At 43.1% G+C, this 14,497-nt stretch carries 10 protein-coding genes and 2 tRNA genes; 6 read left to right on the top strand and 6 right to left on the bottom strand.

The window, feature by feature from the left end; all coding sequences use genetic code 11:
• Positions 1-11: 11 nt before the first annotated feature.
• The 5 genes from ACT3TH_RS08345 to ACT3TH_RS08365 form a co-directional block, all read right to left on the bottom strand.
• Entirely contained in the window at positions 12-1,439 is a 1,428-nt protein-coding gene (locus ACT3TH_RS08345) for an FAD-binding oxidoreductase (RefSeq protein ID WP_444755387.1), read from the bottom strand.
• 321 nt (positions 1,440-1,760) lie between these two features.
• The gene (locus tag ACT3TH_RS08350; protein WP_444755388.1) at positions 1,761-3,419 is read right to left on the bottom strand and encodes an ABC1 kinase family protein; all 1,659 of its coding nucleotides are present in this window, start codon (positions 3,417-3,419) and stop codon (positions 1,761-1,763) included.
• 75 nt (positions 3,420-3,494) lie between these two features.
• Complete coding sequence (locus tag ACT3TH_RS08355; protein WP_444755389.1) at positions 3,495-4,190, bottom strand: ubiquinone biosynthesis accessory factor UbiJ; 696 nt, start codon at positions 4,188-4,190, stop codon at positions 3,495-3,497.
• A 108-nt stretch (positions 4,191-4,298) separates the two neighbouring features.
• On the bottom strand, positions 4,299-5,291 hold the full coding sequence (gene ubiE, locus ACT3TH_RS08360) for a bifunctional demethylmenaquinone methyltransferase/2-methoxy-6-polyprenyl-1,4-benzoquinol methylase UbiE (RefSeq protein WP_444755581.1): 993 nt from the start codon (positions 5,289-5,291) through the stop codon (positions 4,299-4,301).
• Positions 5,292-5,548: 257 nt separating this feature from the next.
• Positions 5,549-6,262, bottom strand: coding sequence for an FFLEELY motif protein (locus ACT3TH_RS08365; protein WP_444755390.1), 714 nt, complete (start codon positions 6,260-6,262; stop codon positions 5,549-5,551).
• A 240-nt stretch (positions 6,263-6,502) separates the two neighbouring features.
• On the opposite strand from ACT3TH_RS08365, the gene ACT3TH_RS08370 reads away from it, so the two are divergent.
• Together ACT3TH_RS08370 and ACT3TH_RS08375 are read left to right on the top strand one after the other, a co-directional pair.
• On the top strand, positions 6,503-8,176 hold the full coding sequence (locus ACT3TH_RS08370) for an ATPase (RefSeq protein ID WP_444755391.1): 1,674 nt from the start codon (positions 6,503-6,505) through the stop codon (positions 8,174-8,176).
• Positions 8,177-8,835: 659 nt separating this feature from the next.
• Entirely contained in the window at positions 8,836-10,443 is a 1,608-nt protein-coding gene (locus ACT3TH_RS08375) for an inorganic phosphate transporter (RefSeq protein WP_444755392.1), read from the top strand.
• A 118-nt stretch (positions 10,444-10,561) separates the two neighbouring features.
• Here the strand turns inward: ACT3TH_RS08375 and ACT3TH_RS08380 are convergent, their stop codons facing one another.
• On the bottom strand, positions 10,562-12,214 hold the full coding sequence (locus ACT3TH_RS08380; protein WP_444755393.1) for an aminotransferase class I/II-fold pyridoxal phosphate-dependent enzyme: 1,653 nt from the start codon (positions 12,212-12,214) through the stop codon (positions 10,562-10,564).
• A gap of 457 nt (positions 12,215-12,671) precedes the next feature.
• Between ACT3TH_RS08380 and msrB the strand changes: the two genes are divergently transcribed.
• From msrB to ACT3TH_RS08400, 4 genes are all read left to right on the top strand, one after another.
• The gene (gene msrB / locus ACT3TH_RS08385; RefSeq protein ID WP_444755394.1) at positions 12,672-13,097 is read left to right on the top strand and encodes a peptide-methionine (R)-S-oxide reductase MsrB; all 426 of its coding nucleotides are present in this window, start codon (positions 12,672-12,674) and stop codon (positions 13,095-13,097) included.
• Positions 13,098-13,252: 155 nt separating this feature from the next.
• The gene (locus tag ACT3TH_RS08390) at positions 13,253-13,738 is read left to right on the top strand and encodes a glutathione peroxidase (protein WP_444755395.1); all 486 of its coding nucleotides are present in this window, start codon (positions 13,253-13,255) and stop codon (positions 13,736-13,738) included.
• 334 nt (positions 13,739-14,072) lie between these two features.
• Positions 14,073-14,148, top strand: a tRNA-Val gene (locus ACT3TH_RS08395).
• A gap of 40 nt (positions 14,149-14,188) precedes the next feature.
• Positions 14,189-14,265: transfer RNA gene (locus ACT3TH_RS08400), tRNA-Asp, on the top strand.
• Positions 14,266-14,497 lie beyond the last annotated feature (232 nt).

Raw genomic sequence — 14,497 nt, forward strand, 5'->3', positions numbered from 1 at the left:
TATTGAATTAATCAAATAGTCGGTAAAGCTTGAGGCCAAATTTTACCAGGATTTAATATATTGTTAGGGTCAAGGGCAGACTTGATGGCTTGCATAAGTACCAAAGCGTTACCATGCTCTTGCTCCATATATTTTTGCTTGCCTTGTCCGATACCGTGCTCACCTGTACAAGTACCATCCATCTCAATAGCGCGAGTGGCAAGGCGGCCTATGATATCTTCAGCCGTTGCTATTTCTTTAGGGTTGTTAGTATCAACCAATAATAAAACATGAAAATTGCCATCACCCACGTGACCAACGATAGGCCCAATCATGCCAGAGGCTTCGATGTCTTTTGCCGTTGCACTGACGCACTCGGCTAAGCGTGAGATTGGCACACAAGCATCAGTAGACAGGGCACTGGCTTCAGGTCGTAGCGCGGAGCTGGCATGATAGGCGTTGTGCCGCGCTTGCCAAAGACGTTTACGCTCTGCCTCATTGGTATCCCAAGAAAAATCGTGACCACCAAACTCTTCGATGATATCGGTAAACATTTGCGCTTGCTCACGGACGTGGGCTTCTGTGCCATGGAACTCGACAAACAACGTTGGGGTTTCGGTCAGATCCAGATTGGCATATTGATTACAGGCCTTGATTTGCATGGCATCGAGTAGCTCAATACGCGCAATGGGTAGACACATTTGAATAGTGAGCATGACTGCCTGACAAGCGTCTTCAATGGTTGGAAAATGACAAATGCCGCTGCCAATACACTCGCTGATACCAAACAGTTTTAGTGTCACTTCTGTGACAATACCAAGTGTGCCTTCTGAGCCTATCATCAATCGCGTGAGATCATAACCGGCAGCAGATTTTTTGGCGCGTGTACCCATTCGAACGATTTCTCCGCTTGCCGTGACAACTTCAAGTGCAAGCACCACGTCTTTCATAGTGCCATAGCGTACGGCATTGGTACCTGATGCACGGGTAGCCACCATTCCACCGATACTGGCATTGGCACCAGGATCTATCGGAAAAAATAGCCCTGTATCGCGTAAATAATGATTTAATTGTTCACGCGTCACACCGGGTTGTACCGTCACGGTCAGGTCTTCATTATTGACTTGCAAAATAGCATCCATGGCGTGCATATCAATACACAGTCCGCCATAGGGCGCATTCAATTGTCCTTCTAAAGATGAGCCAATGCCAAAAGCAATCACTGGCATATGATATTGATTGCAAATCTCTACGGCAGCAGCCACTTCCTGTTTATTTTGTACACTCAATACAGCATCAGGTGGCTGATTGACAAGCCATGTCATGGTATGACCATGCTGCTCGCGTACCGTTATATTTGTGCTCAATCGGCTGCCGAAATGCGTTTTTAAAGCAGCAATAGCAGCCTTATAATCTGATTGCACGGTATCGTTAAGGGTAGGCGCTGGTAGAGACGACATAAATGACTCCTACATATAAAACGTGTTTTCAGCCGAGTATAGTTAACCCAGAATAAAAGTGGTACATACAGTGATCACGTTCTACTGCTATAACTTTTCCTCACTGGCTGTTCGAGGGCGTGACAGATGTTTCGTAAAATTCATCCCAGTAAAACCGTACTCTTTTTAAAATGGATCGACTATAGACAAAAAACAACAGACATCTGAGCTCTGACTTACTTTATATCATGTTTAACATTGAAAGACAGTCAAAGCTTACTGGATAGCTCTGCAAGATTTACGAAGATTAACGTATGTTGTTACTATTAAAGCTCTCAAAAGCTAAGCCAAAATACGCCAAACGACTACGACAAGCGCCAATAAATAAAAGATAGGGGCAAACCATCCAACTTGTGTTCCAATCGCAATGAACACAGCAAACCCTGAAAGCGCGAGCCAATCACGGCGACGATCATTGAGCATGTCAGCACGTATTTGTTGTATTTCCCGCAGTTGACTGTCTTGTCGCGAGCCTTGTGAGGCAAGGCTTTGTAGTCCTTGATCAAGCAGTTTAGGAATATCGGTTGTTGACAATAAAATTTCTGGTAACTGCGCTCGTAACTGCTGCAAATTACGCATAGGGTCGAGTTGCTCTTTAATCCAGCTGCTCAATATGGGTTTGGCCAGTGACCAAATATCGAGATCAGGATACAAGTCGCGACCAAGACCCTCGACGTGAACCAAGGTTTTAAGCAATAGCATTAACTGCGGTGGAATGCTCATATGATGACGACGCGCAATGTCCAAAATCTGCATCAAGACACCTGCAAAATCGATGTCATTAATAGATTTTTGTAGCATTGGGCCGACCGTGCGTTTCATATCACGCATCAAAGCATGCTTATCGGTATTTGGTGGTATCCACCCAGCACGGCTCACGATATCAACCATCGCCGTGAAGTTATTATTCATTACAGCCAATAGCATACGTGCAACAATAAGTTGGTCATCTTTGGATAGCGTACCCATAATGGCACAGTCAAGACCGATATAACGTGGCTCATGACCTAAGTCCACTGCCGCCATATCAGCATTCAACGACTTTATAGGCGGTGTCTCCACAAAGACATTGCCTGGATGCATGTCAGCGTGAAAAAAGTTATCACGAAAGACTTGAGTAAAAAAGATTGTTAAGCCTTTTTCTGCTAAGGCGGCACGATCATAACCAAGCTTATCAAACACATGCACTTGTGAAATAGGAACGCCCTGAATACGTTCCATGACCATAACGTTTTTGGCAGCATCATAGACTTCAGGCACATACATCAATGCTGAGCCTAAGAAGTTATTGCGCATTTGCGTGGTATTGTCCGCTTCAAGGGTCAAATCTAGCTCATTTAACATGACTTGACGATAGTCTTCGACAATATCGATGATACGTATGGCACGCGCCGCTTCAATACGAGCGGATGCCCAATTGGCCAGCTCACGCAATAACTCAAAGTCAGCCACGATGGTCGTACGAATATCGGGACGCACCACCTTTATAACCACTTCACGACCATCATGCAGAGCAGCAGTATGTACTTGAGCAATAGAAGCGGCTGCCAAAGGCTTAACATCAAAGCGTGCAAATAACGTACCGATACTTTGACCAAGGCCATGCTTGGGATCTTGTATTTGCGCGATGACGACATTGGAGTCAAAAGGTTTGACCTTGTCTTGTAATTGAACCAGCTGTTCGATAATTTCAGGCGGCACCAGATCACGACGCGTAGAAAGCAGCTGTCCCAGCTTTAAAAAGAGCGTGCCCATGTCTTCAAGCGCATACTTAATGGCGTTCGGTTGATGTTTTTTACCCCACGCTGCCGGGTGCAAACGAATTAGGCGCATCACAGGTTGCAGTTGCGGTGCCTCCTCGACTGAGAAGTGCGTATCAATGCGGTAAGTTGCGGCAATACGCCAAAGCTCAAATAAACGGGCACGATGAGATAGTAGCATGAGGTATAGGTACTCTAAAGATGGTCAAAAATAGTACTGAGCAATGCTTATTAAATAAGGCTTTAATAACAGCGACTATCGATTGTTGATTAATTGAGCCTGCTCATTTTTGATAGCAGCAAGTCTGGCTTCTTCACGTTCGATATCGGCACGCAGCTTTAACAGTTGTTGCTTGAGATCATTGACTTCTGCCATTTCCATAGGATCAGCCGCGCTATTACCTGCCACATCATTGGCCCAATCACTCACGTCATCAAAGGCACGTTTGGCACTATGGCGCCAGCTGCCTTTAAGCTGCGATATGAGTAGATGCAACTGGCTTGCCATCGGCTTACCAATCAATGGCTCAAGCTGGCCTGCGATATCTGGATCGAAGCCTGCCACCAATTGTTTAAGCTGCATGACCACTTTATAGTCACCTTCGATTGGTAAGTTGCCTTCTGTACCGCGCATAAGGTTGAGCAGTTGGGCGGGATTGTCTACAGTAATGACGCAATCGGGGCGACTATGACCAATTCGCGAGCGCTCCATACTGGCCTTTTGCCGCTCATCCACATGACCACTTGTCTCAAACACGCTGTCTGTAGTCACAGGCTCAAAACGCAAACGCTCATGAGTAAATAGTATGTCTAAGTCAATCTCAGGCACAACCATATGCAGTCGTAGCACTTTGCCCGCGAGCGGTGCCAGCCCAGCTTTGGTAATTTCGTCACTCGCAATAGCAAAATTAATCAGCTTTTCGGCACCAGCCAAGAGTAAAACAGTCAGCATAAGGCTCTCGCATCTGTATTCACGCGCCTTTATGAAAGCGCAAAGTTTATAGGGTCAGTGGCAACGACTGTATCACCAGTCTTGTTTTCGTCATTACACTTTTAATCGTTACGCTTTAAAGCCGCGATGCACAGCGACGATACCAGCGGTAAGATTGTGATAATCACAATTTTCAAACCCTGCTTGTTGCATCATCTGCTTGAGTGTCTGCTGGTCAGGGTGCATACGAATCGATTCAGCCAAATATTGATAACTCTCAGCATCATTGGCAATGATCTTACCCATGATTGGTAACGCAGTAAAAGAATATAAGTCGTAAGCTTTAGATAAAGGCTCAAATACTGGCTTTGAGAATTCTAAAATCAATAAGCGACCACCTGGTTTTAACACGCGGTACATGGCTTTTAAGGCAGCATCTTTGTCGGTGACGTTGCGTAGACCAAAGCTGATAGTAACCAAGTCAAAGCTTTCATCATCAAAAGGTGCCAATGTTTCAGCATTTGCCAAGACGAAATCTACATTGTTGCAGCCCGCATTGATTAGGCGTTCACGGCCCACTTCTAGCATCGCCGCATTAATATCTGACAATACAACGTGCCCATTTCGACCAACTTCACGGCTAAAGACTTTGGCCAAGTCGCCCGTACCGCCAGCGATATCGAGTACATGCTGGCCAGAACGTACACCTGATAGGCTGATTGCATAGCGCTTCCACAGACGATGTATACCAAAAGACATCAAGTCATTCATGATGTCGTATTTTTTGGCGACTGAGGTAAAGACGTCAGCCACGCGCGCTTGTTTTTCTGCTTTGTTGACTGTTTTATAACCAAAATGCGTTTCTTCATGACCGTCAGTATCAGGCGTATGCGGGTTATTAATGTCATCGCGCTGATTAAAAATGGTTTGCTTGATAGTCTGTGCATTCGCTTGTGCAGCGTCATTGTTAGTGCTGCTATCTACATTATTATGATTTGCACTTTGATTACTTGTACTGTTATTTGGCATAGTGGTTTGTTGGCCCTGAGGCGTCCCAGTTGGTAGATCTTGAACGCGCGTAAAATCATTGGCGTCAATATTTTTAGCAGTATTTTTAGTCATGGCTTCTGACGTAATAACGTTAGGAGTCTGGGTCGAACGTGCTTGTACTTGCGCACTGATGTTTTGATTATGAGTGATGCTATCTTTGACCAATTTATCTTGTAAATGACCGTTGGTAGTAGGTGTCTGATTGAGCGGCTCATTGTTATTGGTAGTGTCGGTCATCGCATTGTCCTATTGTTCAGTTTTATGATTGTCTGTTTAATAAGTATAAGGTAGACGTTGACTAAGCACATCATGAATACCATTTATAAATCCTATGATACACCAAACGCCACTGGCTTACTGCCATTATCCGTGTCATGAACTTGGTCAATAATTTCAAGCTCACGCTCGCAAAACGGTTCAATAAACCCCCCAACACTGTCTAACGGTCGCATGGCGACAAATCCAGCGTTGATAAATTCATACAAAGGTTGGTAATTATAACGATAAGCGGTGCCTTTAGCCAAGGTAAAGGCTTTTTGCAGCATAAAAGAATTAATGTATTTATCAGTGCGATAGCAAACCTCTTTTAAATGACCGATCTGTACACGTCTGGTATCAGCTTCATCAACAGCACGGTAGGCCGCCAGCATATTGTCTTCGTTAACTGGCAAATTTTGAGTCAACAGCCACTCTGCTAAATGCAAATCCAATTCAATTGCTAAAATAGCTGCCTGTATCGCCATGCTACCCGTTTCTAAGGCAGCCGCTGGCGCAAAACGTTCCACTTTTTGTGCTTTGGGTACAATACGTTCTAACTGTTTGGCCAACAATTTGAACTCGTCGCCGCCATACAATTGGGTTAAAAAATACTCTGCCATCAGTTGGTTCTGTGGCTGCTCAAAAAGTGCGTGATGTGTGTTTTGAAGGCGTCTGCGTTGCCAATCTTGCACCTCGTCGAGTTTCGTGTTTAGAGCTGAGTCTTGGTGATAGGGCAAGGCCCAAAAACGTGTCAAATGCTGTTGTAAATTGGCTAAAGCGGCCATGAGAGTAAACCTAGATAGTAGTAAAAGAGGATCAAAAAAACGGATGTGAAATGATCAAGATGATGGCTTTTCAAGCAAAAAGAGCGACTTATAGAAAAGCGGGCATCTAAAAGTGTGTTCACCTTAAAAGAAAATAAAGCAGAATACAAATGTCAAACTGTTACATAGGAGCGTTATTTACTGAATTGGTCGAATGCTATGATAAAGCTGACGTGCTTTCAATCATTGGAGATTTTAGCTATGAGTAAAAAAAACAATACGACTGAACCAGTAGCACCGCAAGCAGTAAGTGCGCAATTTAGCGAGGAAGTGGTGCAGCAACGCTTAAAACCCAATCCTCTAAACCAGTTTTCTATGGATAAGGATGCTCTTAGATTGGCGTTGGTTACTGCCCAATATGCGCTGCGAGCCACGCGGCGAGAAACACCGAAGACCACTAATAAACCCACAGGACTATTGGTTTTGGTCAATGGTATGGAGCAGGCAGGCAAAGGGACAGCGGTAAAACAGCTGCGTGAGTGGGTAGATCCAAGGCTACTCAAGGTTGAAGCCACCATTGGGGATTGTCCACCAGAGTATCAACCGATTTGGCAAACACATACTAAGATGATGCCGCGTCATGGCGACGTGATGGTATATTTTGGTAACTGGTATTCTGATTTACTCTATAATGCTATGCGTATGGCAATGTCAGAGAATGAAAGCACTGATCAATCCTCAAAAGATAGTGAGCACGACACCGCAGATATGCTTCCTATTGCGACATGGCAAGCTTACTTGCAGCAACAACTTATTAAATTGCAAGCGTTTGAAAAAGATCTTGTCGCCAATAATACAAGACTCCTTAAGTGCTGGTTTCACGTCGATATCGAAACGTTACAAACGCGGCTAGAGGATGCTGAGACTGAGCCAAAGTTTTTGTATCAAGTTGACTGGAATAATAAAAAAGTCATTGAGACATTCAATGAGGTAGCAGCGACTTTGCTACGACAGCAAGATGATTGGATCATCATAGATGGTAAGGATAAAGCGCAAGCAGCCAACCATTTTTGTCATGAAGTACTACATGCGATGCAAACGGCGCTATCGAGTAGTAAAACAAGTACTGGCAAGGCGACTAAAAATCAATCAGTCTCCGATAAACAGCCTAAGCAAGAAAATATAACAGAAAAGTTTGAACCCGTAAAAATACCCAAGTTTTTAAAAAATATTGATGATTCAGAGATAGATAAATCAGACTATCAAACAGCATTAGCAGCAAAACAGGCGCGTCTCGCCGAATTGCTACGCGCTCGTAACGGTCATCATATTGTTTTTGCGTTTGAAGGAATGGATGCTGCTGGTAAAGGCGGTGCCATAAAAAGATTGGTCGCACCGCTCGATCCACGTGAGTATCAAATTTATAATATTGGTGCACCCATGCTTTATGAAGCAGAGCACCCTTATCTTTGGCGTTTTTGGACGAGATTGCCGAATGAGCAAACCGACCGTATTAGTCGCATAGCTATTTTTGATCGTACTTGGTATGGTCGCGTGTTGGTTGAGCGTATTGAAGGGTTTGCAACTGATGAAGAATGGCAACGTGCGTATGATGAAATCAATCGCTTTGAGGCAGATTTGAGAGCAGTTGGAACAGTAGTTATCAAATATTGGTTAGCGATCGATAAAAAAGAGCAGCTCAAACGGTTTGAAGCTCGTAAAGAGACACCTCACAAACAGTTTAAACTAACAGATGATGACTGGCGAAACCGTGATAAATGGTCAGACTATGTGCAATCTGCCGCTGATATGCTGGCACGTACTGACACAGAAGGTGCTCCTTGGTGCGTCATAGCCACCAACGACAAGCGTCAAGCGCGTTTGGATGTTTTGGATCATGCAATTAAGCAACTGTCAGCAGTGTATGAAAGCTGAGACCTTACTTAATGGTTGTAGCTTTATCCCTGTCTATAAAGCGTCATATATAGGCAATTCAAGCTCAAATAGTGTAGGCAAAGAGAGCCTCAGTGGTTGTTAAATAACGGGATTATCTTTGCCTTCTCATGGCAGTTACAAATCTTGTAATATCATCATGCATTATGCGCTTATATTTAATATAATAGGCGCGTTATGGCTTCTGTTAGGCACCAAATGATTTTATCAAATCGAGTATCCTTGTCGTCTACCATGGACAGTTTCATGATTTTGACTAAGATTGCTACAGCACCAGTTATTCGTATTAGCAATATCACTATAGTAGTGTCACTAAAAAGTATTTAAGCCGCAAGATGCTGTAATCAAAAGATTTGGCAATATGACTTGCGGCTTTGTGACATGTTGAGTGATGTGTTTTTACCTTAGCTGGTTCTTTTGCTTTAAAAGAACATTAACAAGTGAACCGACCGTCAAAGAGTAAATAAAGACGCTAGGGTAGTGGATCAAAACAGTAGCAAGAAAGTCCGTTATTCAAAAGCACGTTGTGTGTTTTATACACGCTACTTTAATGTCTTGTCTCAAAACAAACGTTATCGATAGCAGCGCAATGTTATCAACCGCATATAATTTCAATCAGCTTACGCAGGACGTATCAACGTATGGGTATTAGCAGCAGTTCTACAGAGCCAACCAAATCAGTCGGCTCTATGAGAATAAATCTATTTTTTGCCATTTTACTGATTGCGATGACCGCCTACTTTTTGTGGTGGGGTCTAGATTACACGATGCGTCAACAGACGACGCTCTTTATTGTGGCAACCGCTTTCGGTGTCTTTATGGCATTCAATATCGGCGGTAACGATGTCGCTAATTCTTTTGGTACCTCAGTAGGTGCAGGGACATTGACTATCCCGCAAGCGCTGGGTATAGCGGCGATTTTTGAGGTGTCTGGTGCCGTTCTCGCAGGTGGCGAAGTAACGGACACCATTCGAAGTGGCATTGTGGATTTGGATGGGTTGTCTGTAACCCCCAACCAGTTTATTTATGTCATGCTGTCAGCGCTTATCGCTGCCGCATTTTGGCTGCTATTCGCCACCAAAAAAGGTCTACCTGTTTCGACCACTCATGCCATTATCGGCGGTGTTATCGGTAGCTCCATTGTATTGGGTATCACCTTAGGTGGTACTGAAATGGCATTATCAACCGTAGATTGGGGTACGGTCGGAACTATCGCAATCTCTTGGGTGTTGTCTCCATTACTGGGTGGCGTGTTTTCCTACCTATTATATGGGCAAATCAAAAAGCAAATCATTGAATATAATGATAAAACAGAAGCGCACATTGCTGTTTTAAAGGGGCATAAAAAGACCCTAAAGCAAAACCATAAAGAGTTTCTGGATGGTTTGACAGAGTCAGAGCAGCTGGCTTATACGTCAGCGATGCTGCGTGATCAAGAAATCTATAAAGATGATGATTGTATTGTTGAAGATTTAGAAACCGACTACTACAAACAGCTTTACGAAATTGAGAACGAGCGTAGCAGTCTTGACACCCTAAAAGCGCTCAAGCAGTGGGTGCCTATTATTGCGGCAGCGGGCGGTGCGGTCATGACGTCCTTAGTTGTATTTAAAGGCCTTAAAAACGTTAATGGTGGCATGACGACGTTACAAGGCTTTTTAATCATGGGAATGATAGCGGCGCTGGTATGGTTAGCTACCTTTATCTACACCAAGAGTATTCGCGGTAAGCATAAAGAAGACTTAACCAAAGCCACATTTATTATGTTTAGCTGGATGCAGGTCTTTACCGCATCTGCTTTTGCCTTTAGTCACGGTTCAAACGATATAGCCAACGCTGTCGGTCCTTTTGCCGCGATTATGGACGTGATTCGTACCAATAGCATTTCTACAGAAGCGGCTGTACCGCCTGCTGTGATGCTGACATTTGGTGTGGCGCTGATCGTCGGTCTTTGGTTTATCGGTAAAGAAGTGATTCAAACTGTCGGCACGAATTTGGCAAAAATGCATCCTGCTTCTGGCTTCTCAGCTGAATTGGCGGCAGCTGCTGTTGTGATGGGTGCGTCAACGATGGGTCTGCCAGTCTCAAGTACGCACACGCTGGTTGGCGCAGTACTTGGCATCGGTATCGTCAATAGAGATACCAATTGGGCGCTTATGAAGCCAATTGGTTTGGCATGGATCATTACGCTTCCGGCAGCGGCTATTATGTCTGCTATTAGTTATATTTTATTGCGAAGTATTTTCTAAAGTAAGTATCATCAGTGATCTAGACTTTACGAGTTAAATAAAACTGATTAAGTAAATACCAACAAAAAGCGCTTATCGGCATCATGCCAATAAGCGCTTTTTTATATGAAATTCGTATTTACTCCGTACCAAATTGTTGGCGTTTTTTGGCAAAAAAGCGATCTAGTCGATCCATTGCATCCTCTAGCTCATATAGATTTGGCAAGAATACCAAGCGGAAGTGATCCGGCTTGTCCCAATTGAACCCTGTGCCTTGCACCATCAAGACGTTTTCCTCAGTAAGCAAATCCATCATAAAATCCATATCGTCTTCGATTGGATAAACCTCTGGATCCATCTTGGGGAAGCAATAAAACGCACCTTGGGGCATAGTGCAAGAAATGCCTTTAATGGCATTGAGGCGCGACACTGCCATTTCGCGCTGTTTGTATAGACGACCAGTTTGTGAAGTTAGATCTTTCATGCTTTGATAGCCGCCCATCGCCGTTTGGATCGCATACTGACCTTGAACGTTGGAGCACAAGCGCATAGATGCCAGCATATCTAAACCTTCAATGAAGTCAGCGGCGTGTTGCTTGCGACCTGATACCATCATCCAGCCTGCGCGAAATCCAGCAATGCGATGAGATTTTGATAAGCCATTGTAGGACAGAACCAGTACATCATCGGTTAAGGTACTCATCGGTGTGTGTACCGTATCATCATAAAGAATGCGATCGTAAATCTCATCAGCCATGATGATTAAGTCATGTTCTTTAGCCACAGCGATGATTTGTTTTAGTAAGTCATCACTATAAAGAGCGCCTGTTGGATTATTGGGGTTAATCACCACGATGCCTTTAGTTTTTGGGGTGATTTTGGATTTGATGTCTTCGATATCAGGATGCCAGTTGTCTTCCTCATTACAGCGATAATGCACCGCTGTGCCGCCTGATAGATTGGCGGCGGCTGTCCAAAGTGGATAGTCTGGCATCGGAATCAGCACCTCATCGCCATCATTCATCAAGGCTTGCATGGTCATCACGATCAACTCTGACACGCCGTTACCCAGATAAACATCACGAACATCGACGGCCGACAGCAATCCTTTTGATTGGTAATATTGTAATACAGCTTTGCGCGCTGAAAAAATACCTTGAGAGTCTGAGTAGCCCGTCGCTTCAGATAAATTCATGGCCACATCTCGCAAAATCTCATGAGGTGCTTCCAGCCCAAAAGGAGCGGGATTACCTACGTTAAGTTTTAAGATGCGCTTGCCTTCGGCCTCCATTCTATTGGCAGTCTGTAATAGAGGGCCTCGAATATCATAGCAAACGTTTTGTAATTTATCGGATTTTTTTATCGTATTCATAGATTGACCACTCATCGGGTTGTTTTTTGGATGTTGTTGAGTATCAGAGCTTAAAAGCGATGGCTTTACTTGAGTCTTGTTTTCAGCATTAGGCGGTATAGATGCTATGGCAGCGCCAGTTGAGTTTTCGTTCTTCTGCGATGTGTTATTTATCAAAGTTGTACTGTCGTTGACTTCATTTTGATATTCTCCGCGCAATAAATAACCTTCGCTACAACCTAATATACGCGCTAGCGTAGGTAACTTAGATGAGACAATACCATTCGTTCCACGCTCCCAATTAGAGATTGCGCCGCGACTGACTTTTGCACCCGCTGCTGTCATTGCTCGAGCCAATTGCTCGGCAGTGAACCCTTTAGCACGGCGCAACTGTACCAGCCGTTCAGCTTGCGTGCTTGTGATTTTGTCATCGACTATCATTATTTACGCCTTTTTAATCGATTATTTAATGGGAATTGTTTTTTAGTGAATTCAAAAAAAATACTGAACATCTTTAAGAGTAATTGTATGCTAATGCAAGATATTATTGCATAGACCAAAAAAATTCAAGATCATAGACAAGGTTTTTTAAATAAGTATTATATTGCAAGAATAACTTGCATTTTTATAACAGTAGCTTTGCTTATACTGTTTAAATCGCTTATTCAAAAGGTTTTTCGTCAAGGTTTTAATACAATTCTGTGTTGGTTGCCGATTTTTATTGCTTCAAAAGGAGGAATATTTATGGGTACTGGCATTACTCTTTTGAAAGGCGACTTGAATAGTGAGCAAATAACCAACAGATACAACACATCGTTTTCCAATAACATAACGATAGATTTTGATAGCAACTTAAACATTGCAGCTTTGATAATACATACTCAAATAAGGATAAGTCATGCAAGACAACCAACTTACTAAAGAAGAAATTAGCCAACTTACTGAAGCAGACTGGAAAGAGCGTTTAAGTGCTGAAGAGTATCATGTGATGCGTGAGAAGGGCACGGAGCGACCATTTACTGGTGTTTATAATGATGCCAACGATGAAGGTATTTACCGCTGTAAAGGCTGCGGTGCTAGCTTGTTTGACTCTAGTAGCAAGTTCGATGCCAGTTGCGGTTGGCCAAGTTTCGATCAAGGAATCGATAACAGTGCTATTGATGAGCACGTCGATAACTCATTAGGTATGACTCGAATAGAAGTTACCTGTAGTAACTGTGGTGCGCATTTGGGGCATGTTTTCCCTGATGGCCCACGTGAGACGACCGGCATGCGTTATTGCATCAATTCGGTCTCTATTGATTTGGATAAATCTGAGAAATAGTTTCAGATGTGACTAAATAGTGACGTGACATTGAAGTGTAAAAAGGAAGCGCGTGACGCTTCCTTTTTTATTATGGTCACTGTATATTCAATTATTCAGCAATTAACACCTCTGGTTAAACAATAATAAAAATTTAATAAATTCAAGGATAAACGATGAACACTATTTATGATTTTACCGCTGAACGCATGGATGGTACGTCACAAGCGTTTTCTGATTATAAAGATAAGGTACTGCTAATCGTCAATACTGCGAGTAAGTGTGGGTTTACACCGCAGTTTGAAGGTCTAGAAGCTCTGTATCAGCAGTATAAGGATCAAAGGCTGGTCGTCATTGGTTTTCCTTGTAATCAGTTTGGTAGTCAAGATCCCGGTACTAACGATGAGATCGGTGCCTTTTGTCAAAAAAACTATGGTGTCAGCTTCCCTATGATGGCAAAGGTTGACGTTAATGGAGAAAATGCCCATCCCATCTTTGAATGGCTTAAAGATCAAAAAAGTGGCTTGTTGACAGACGGTATTAAGTGGAATTTTACCAAATTCTTAGTTGGTAGTAGTGGGCAGGTCATCGATCGTTATGCGCCAACCACCAAGCCTGAAGCTCTTAAAGCTGATATTGAACAAGCATTGGCCAGTAAGTAAGGTATAAGGCAAAAAATTATTGGTTTTGTATAAAATATAAAACCAATAAAAACAGGTGCTTGCCAGCGTTATCATTAAAAATACGTAAAATATTTCAAAAAGTGCCAAATATCGTTTGACAGCCATACGTAAATCTATATAATACACACCCACAGCAAGGGGACTTAGTTAAGTTAGCTTCTGTGAAAGTTGATTAAGAGGTGACAATCTTAATTGGCTAGATTTTAAGGAAACTTTTCAAACCAATTGAAGGTGTGAAGTTTCTAGAATTTTCCCTTTAAGGAAAATTCTCTTGCGAACCTAAAATTGCACTGCAATTTTTTAACGGTTCTCAGGGTGATTAGCTCAGTTGGTAGAGCGTCTGCCTTACACGCAGAATGTCGGCGGTTCGAATCCGTCATCACCCACCACTCATTTAGCTAGGTGGTAAAACAAGCTAAAACGACCTAAGCAGCGGTAGTTCAGTTGGTTAGAATACCGGCCTGTCACGCCGGGGGTCGCGGGTTCGAGTCCCGTCCGCTGCGCCATATTTAAAACGAATTTAAACTTACGAGTTTAAGCAAGTTTCGCCTCAAACATAACTTTGTTTGGGGTTTTTTTGTGTCTGTAGATTTTGTCTTAAGCAATGTTGTAGGCTGTCGTGAATGCTAAATAAATATACGCTTAGATTTTCTATTGTAAATAAGCAAAATTCAACTGGTTTATTCTGGTCCATTTTCAAAAAGTACGTGAGTAGTGTTCAATTTAAACTTCGATGTA

It is taken from the genome of Psychrobacter sp. AOP22-C1-C5 (assembly GCF_052378885.1).
Lineage (GTDB): Bacteria > Pseudomonadota > Gammaproteobacteria > Pseudomonadales > Moraxellaceae > Psychrobacter.

Excerpts from the sequence above, each read along its gene's own strand:
- ACT3TH_RS08345 (WP_444755387.1), bottom strand. The coding sequence starts at position 1,439 with ATGTCGTCTCTACCAGCGCCTACCCTTAACGATACCGTGCAATCAGAT.
- ACT3TH_RS08350 (WP_444755388.1), bottom strand. The coding sequence starts at position 3,419 with ATGCTACTATCTCATCGTGCCCGTTTATTTGAGCTTTGGCGTATTGCC.
- ACT3TH_RS08355 (WP_444755389.1), bottom strand. The coding sequence starts at position 4,190 with ATGCTGACTGTTTTACTCTTGGCTGGTGCCGAAAAGCTGATTAATTTT.
- ubiE (WP_444755581.1), bottom strand. The coding sequence starts at position 5,291 with ATGACTAAAAATACTGCTAAAAATATTGACGCCAATGATTTTACGCGC.
- ACT3TH_RS08365 (WP_444755390.1), bottom strand. The coding sequence starts at position 6,262 with ATGGCCGCTTTAGCCAATTTACAACAGCATTTGACACGTTTTTGGGCC.
- ACT3TH_RS08370 (WP_444755391.1), top strand. The coding sequence starts at position 6,503 with ATGAGTAAAAAAAACAATACGACTGAACCAGTAGCACCGCAAGCAGTA.
- ACT3TH_RS08375 (WP_444755392.1), top strand. The coding sequence starts at position 8,836 with ATGGGTATTAGCAGCAGTTCTACAGAGCCAACCAAATCAGTCGGCTCT.
- ACT3TH_RS08380 (WP_444755393.1), bottom strand. The coding sequence starts at position 12,214 with ATGATAGTCGATGACAAAATCACAAGCACGCAAGCTGAACGGCTGGTA.
- msrB (WP_444755394.1), top strand. The coding sequence starts at position 12,672 with ATGCAAGACAACCAACTTACTAAAGAAGAAATTAGCCAACTTACTGAA.
- ACT3TH_RS08390 (WP_444755395.1), top strand. The coding sequence starts at position 13,253 with ATGAACACTATTTATGATTTTACCGCTGAACGCATGGATGGTACGTCA.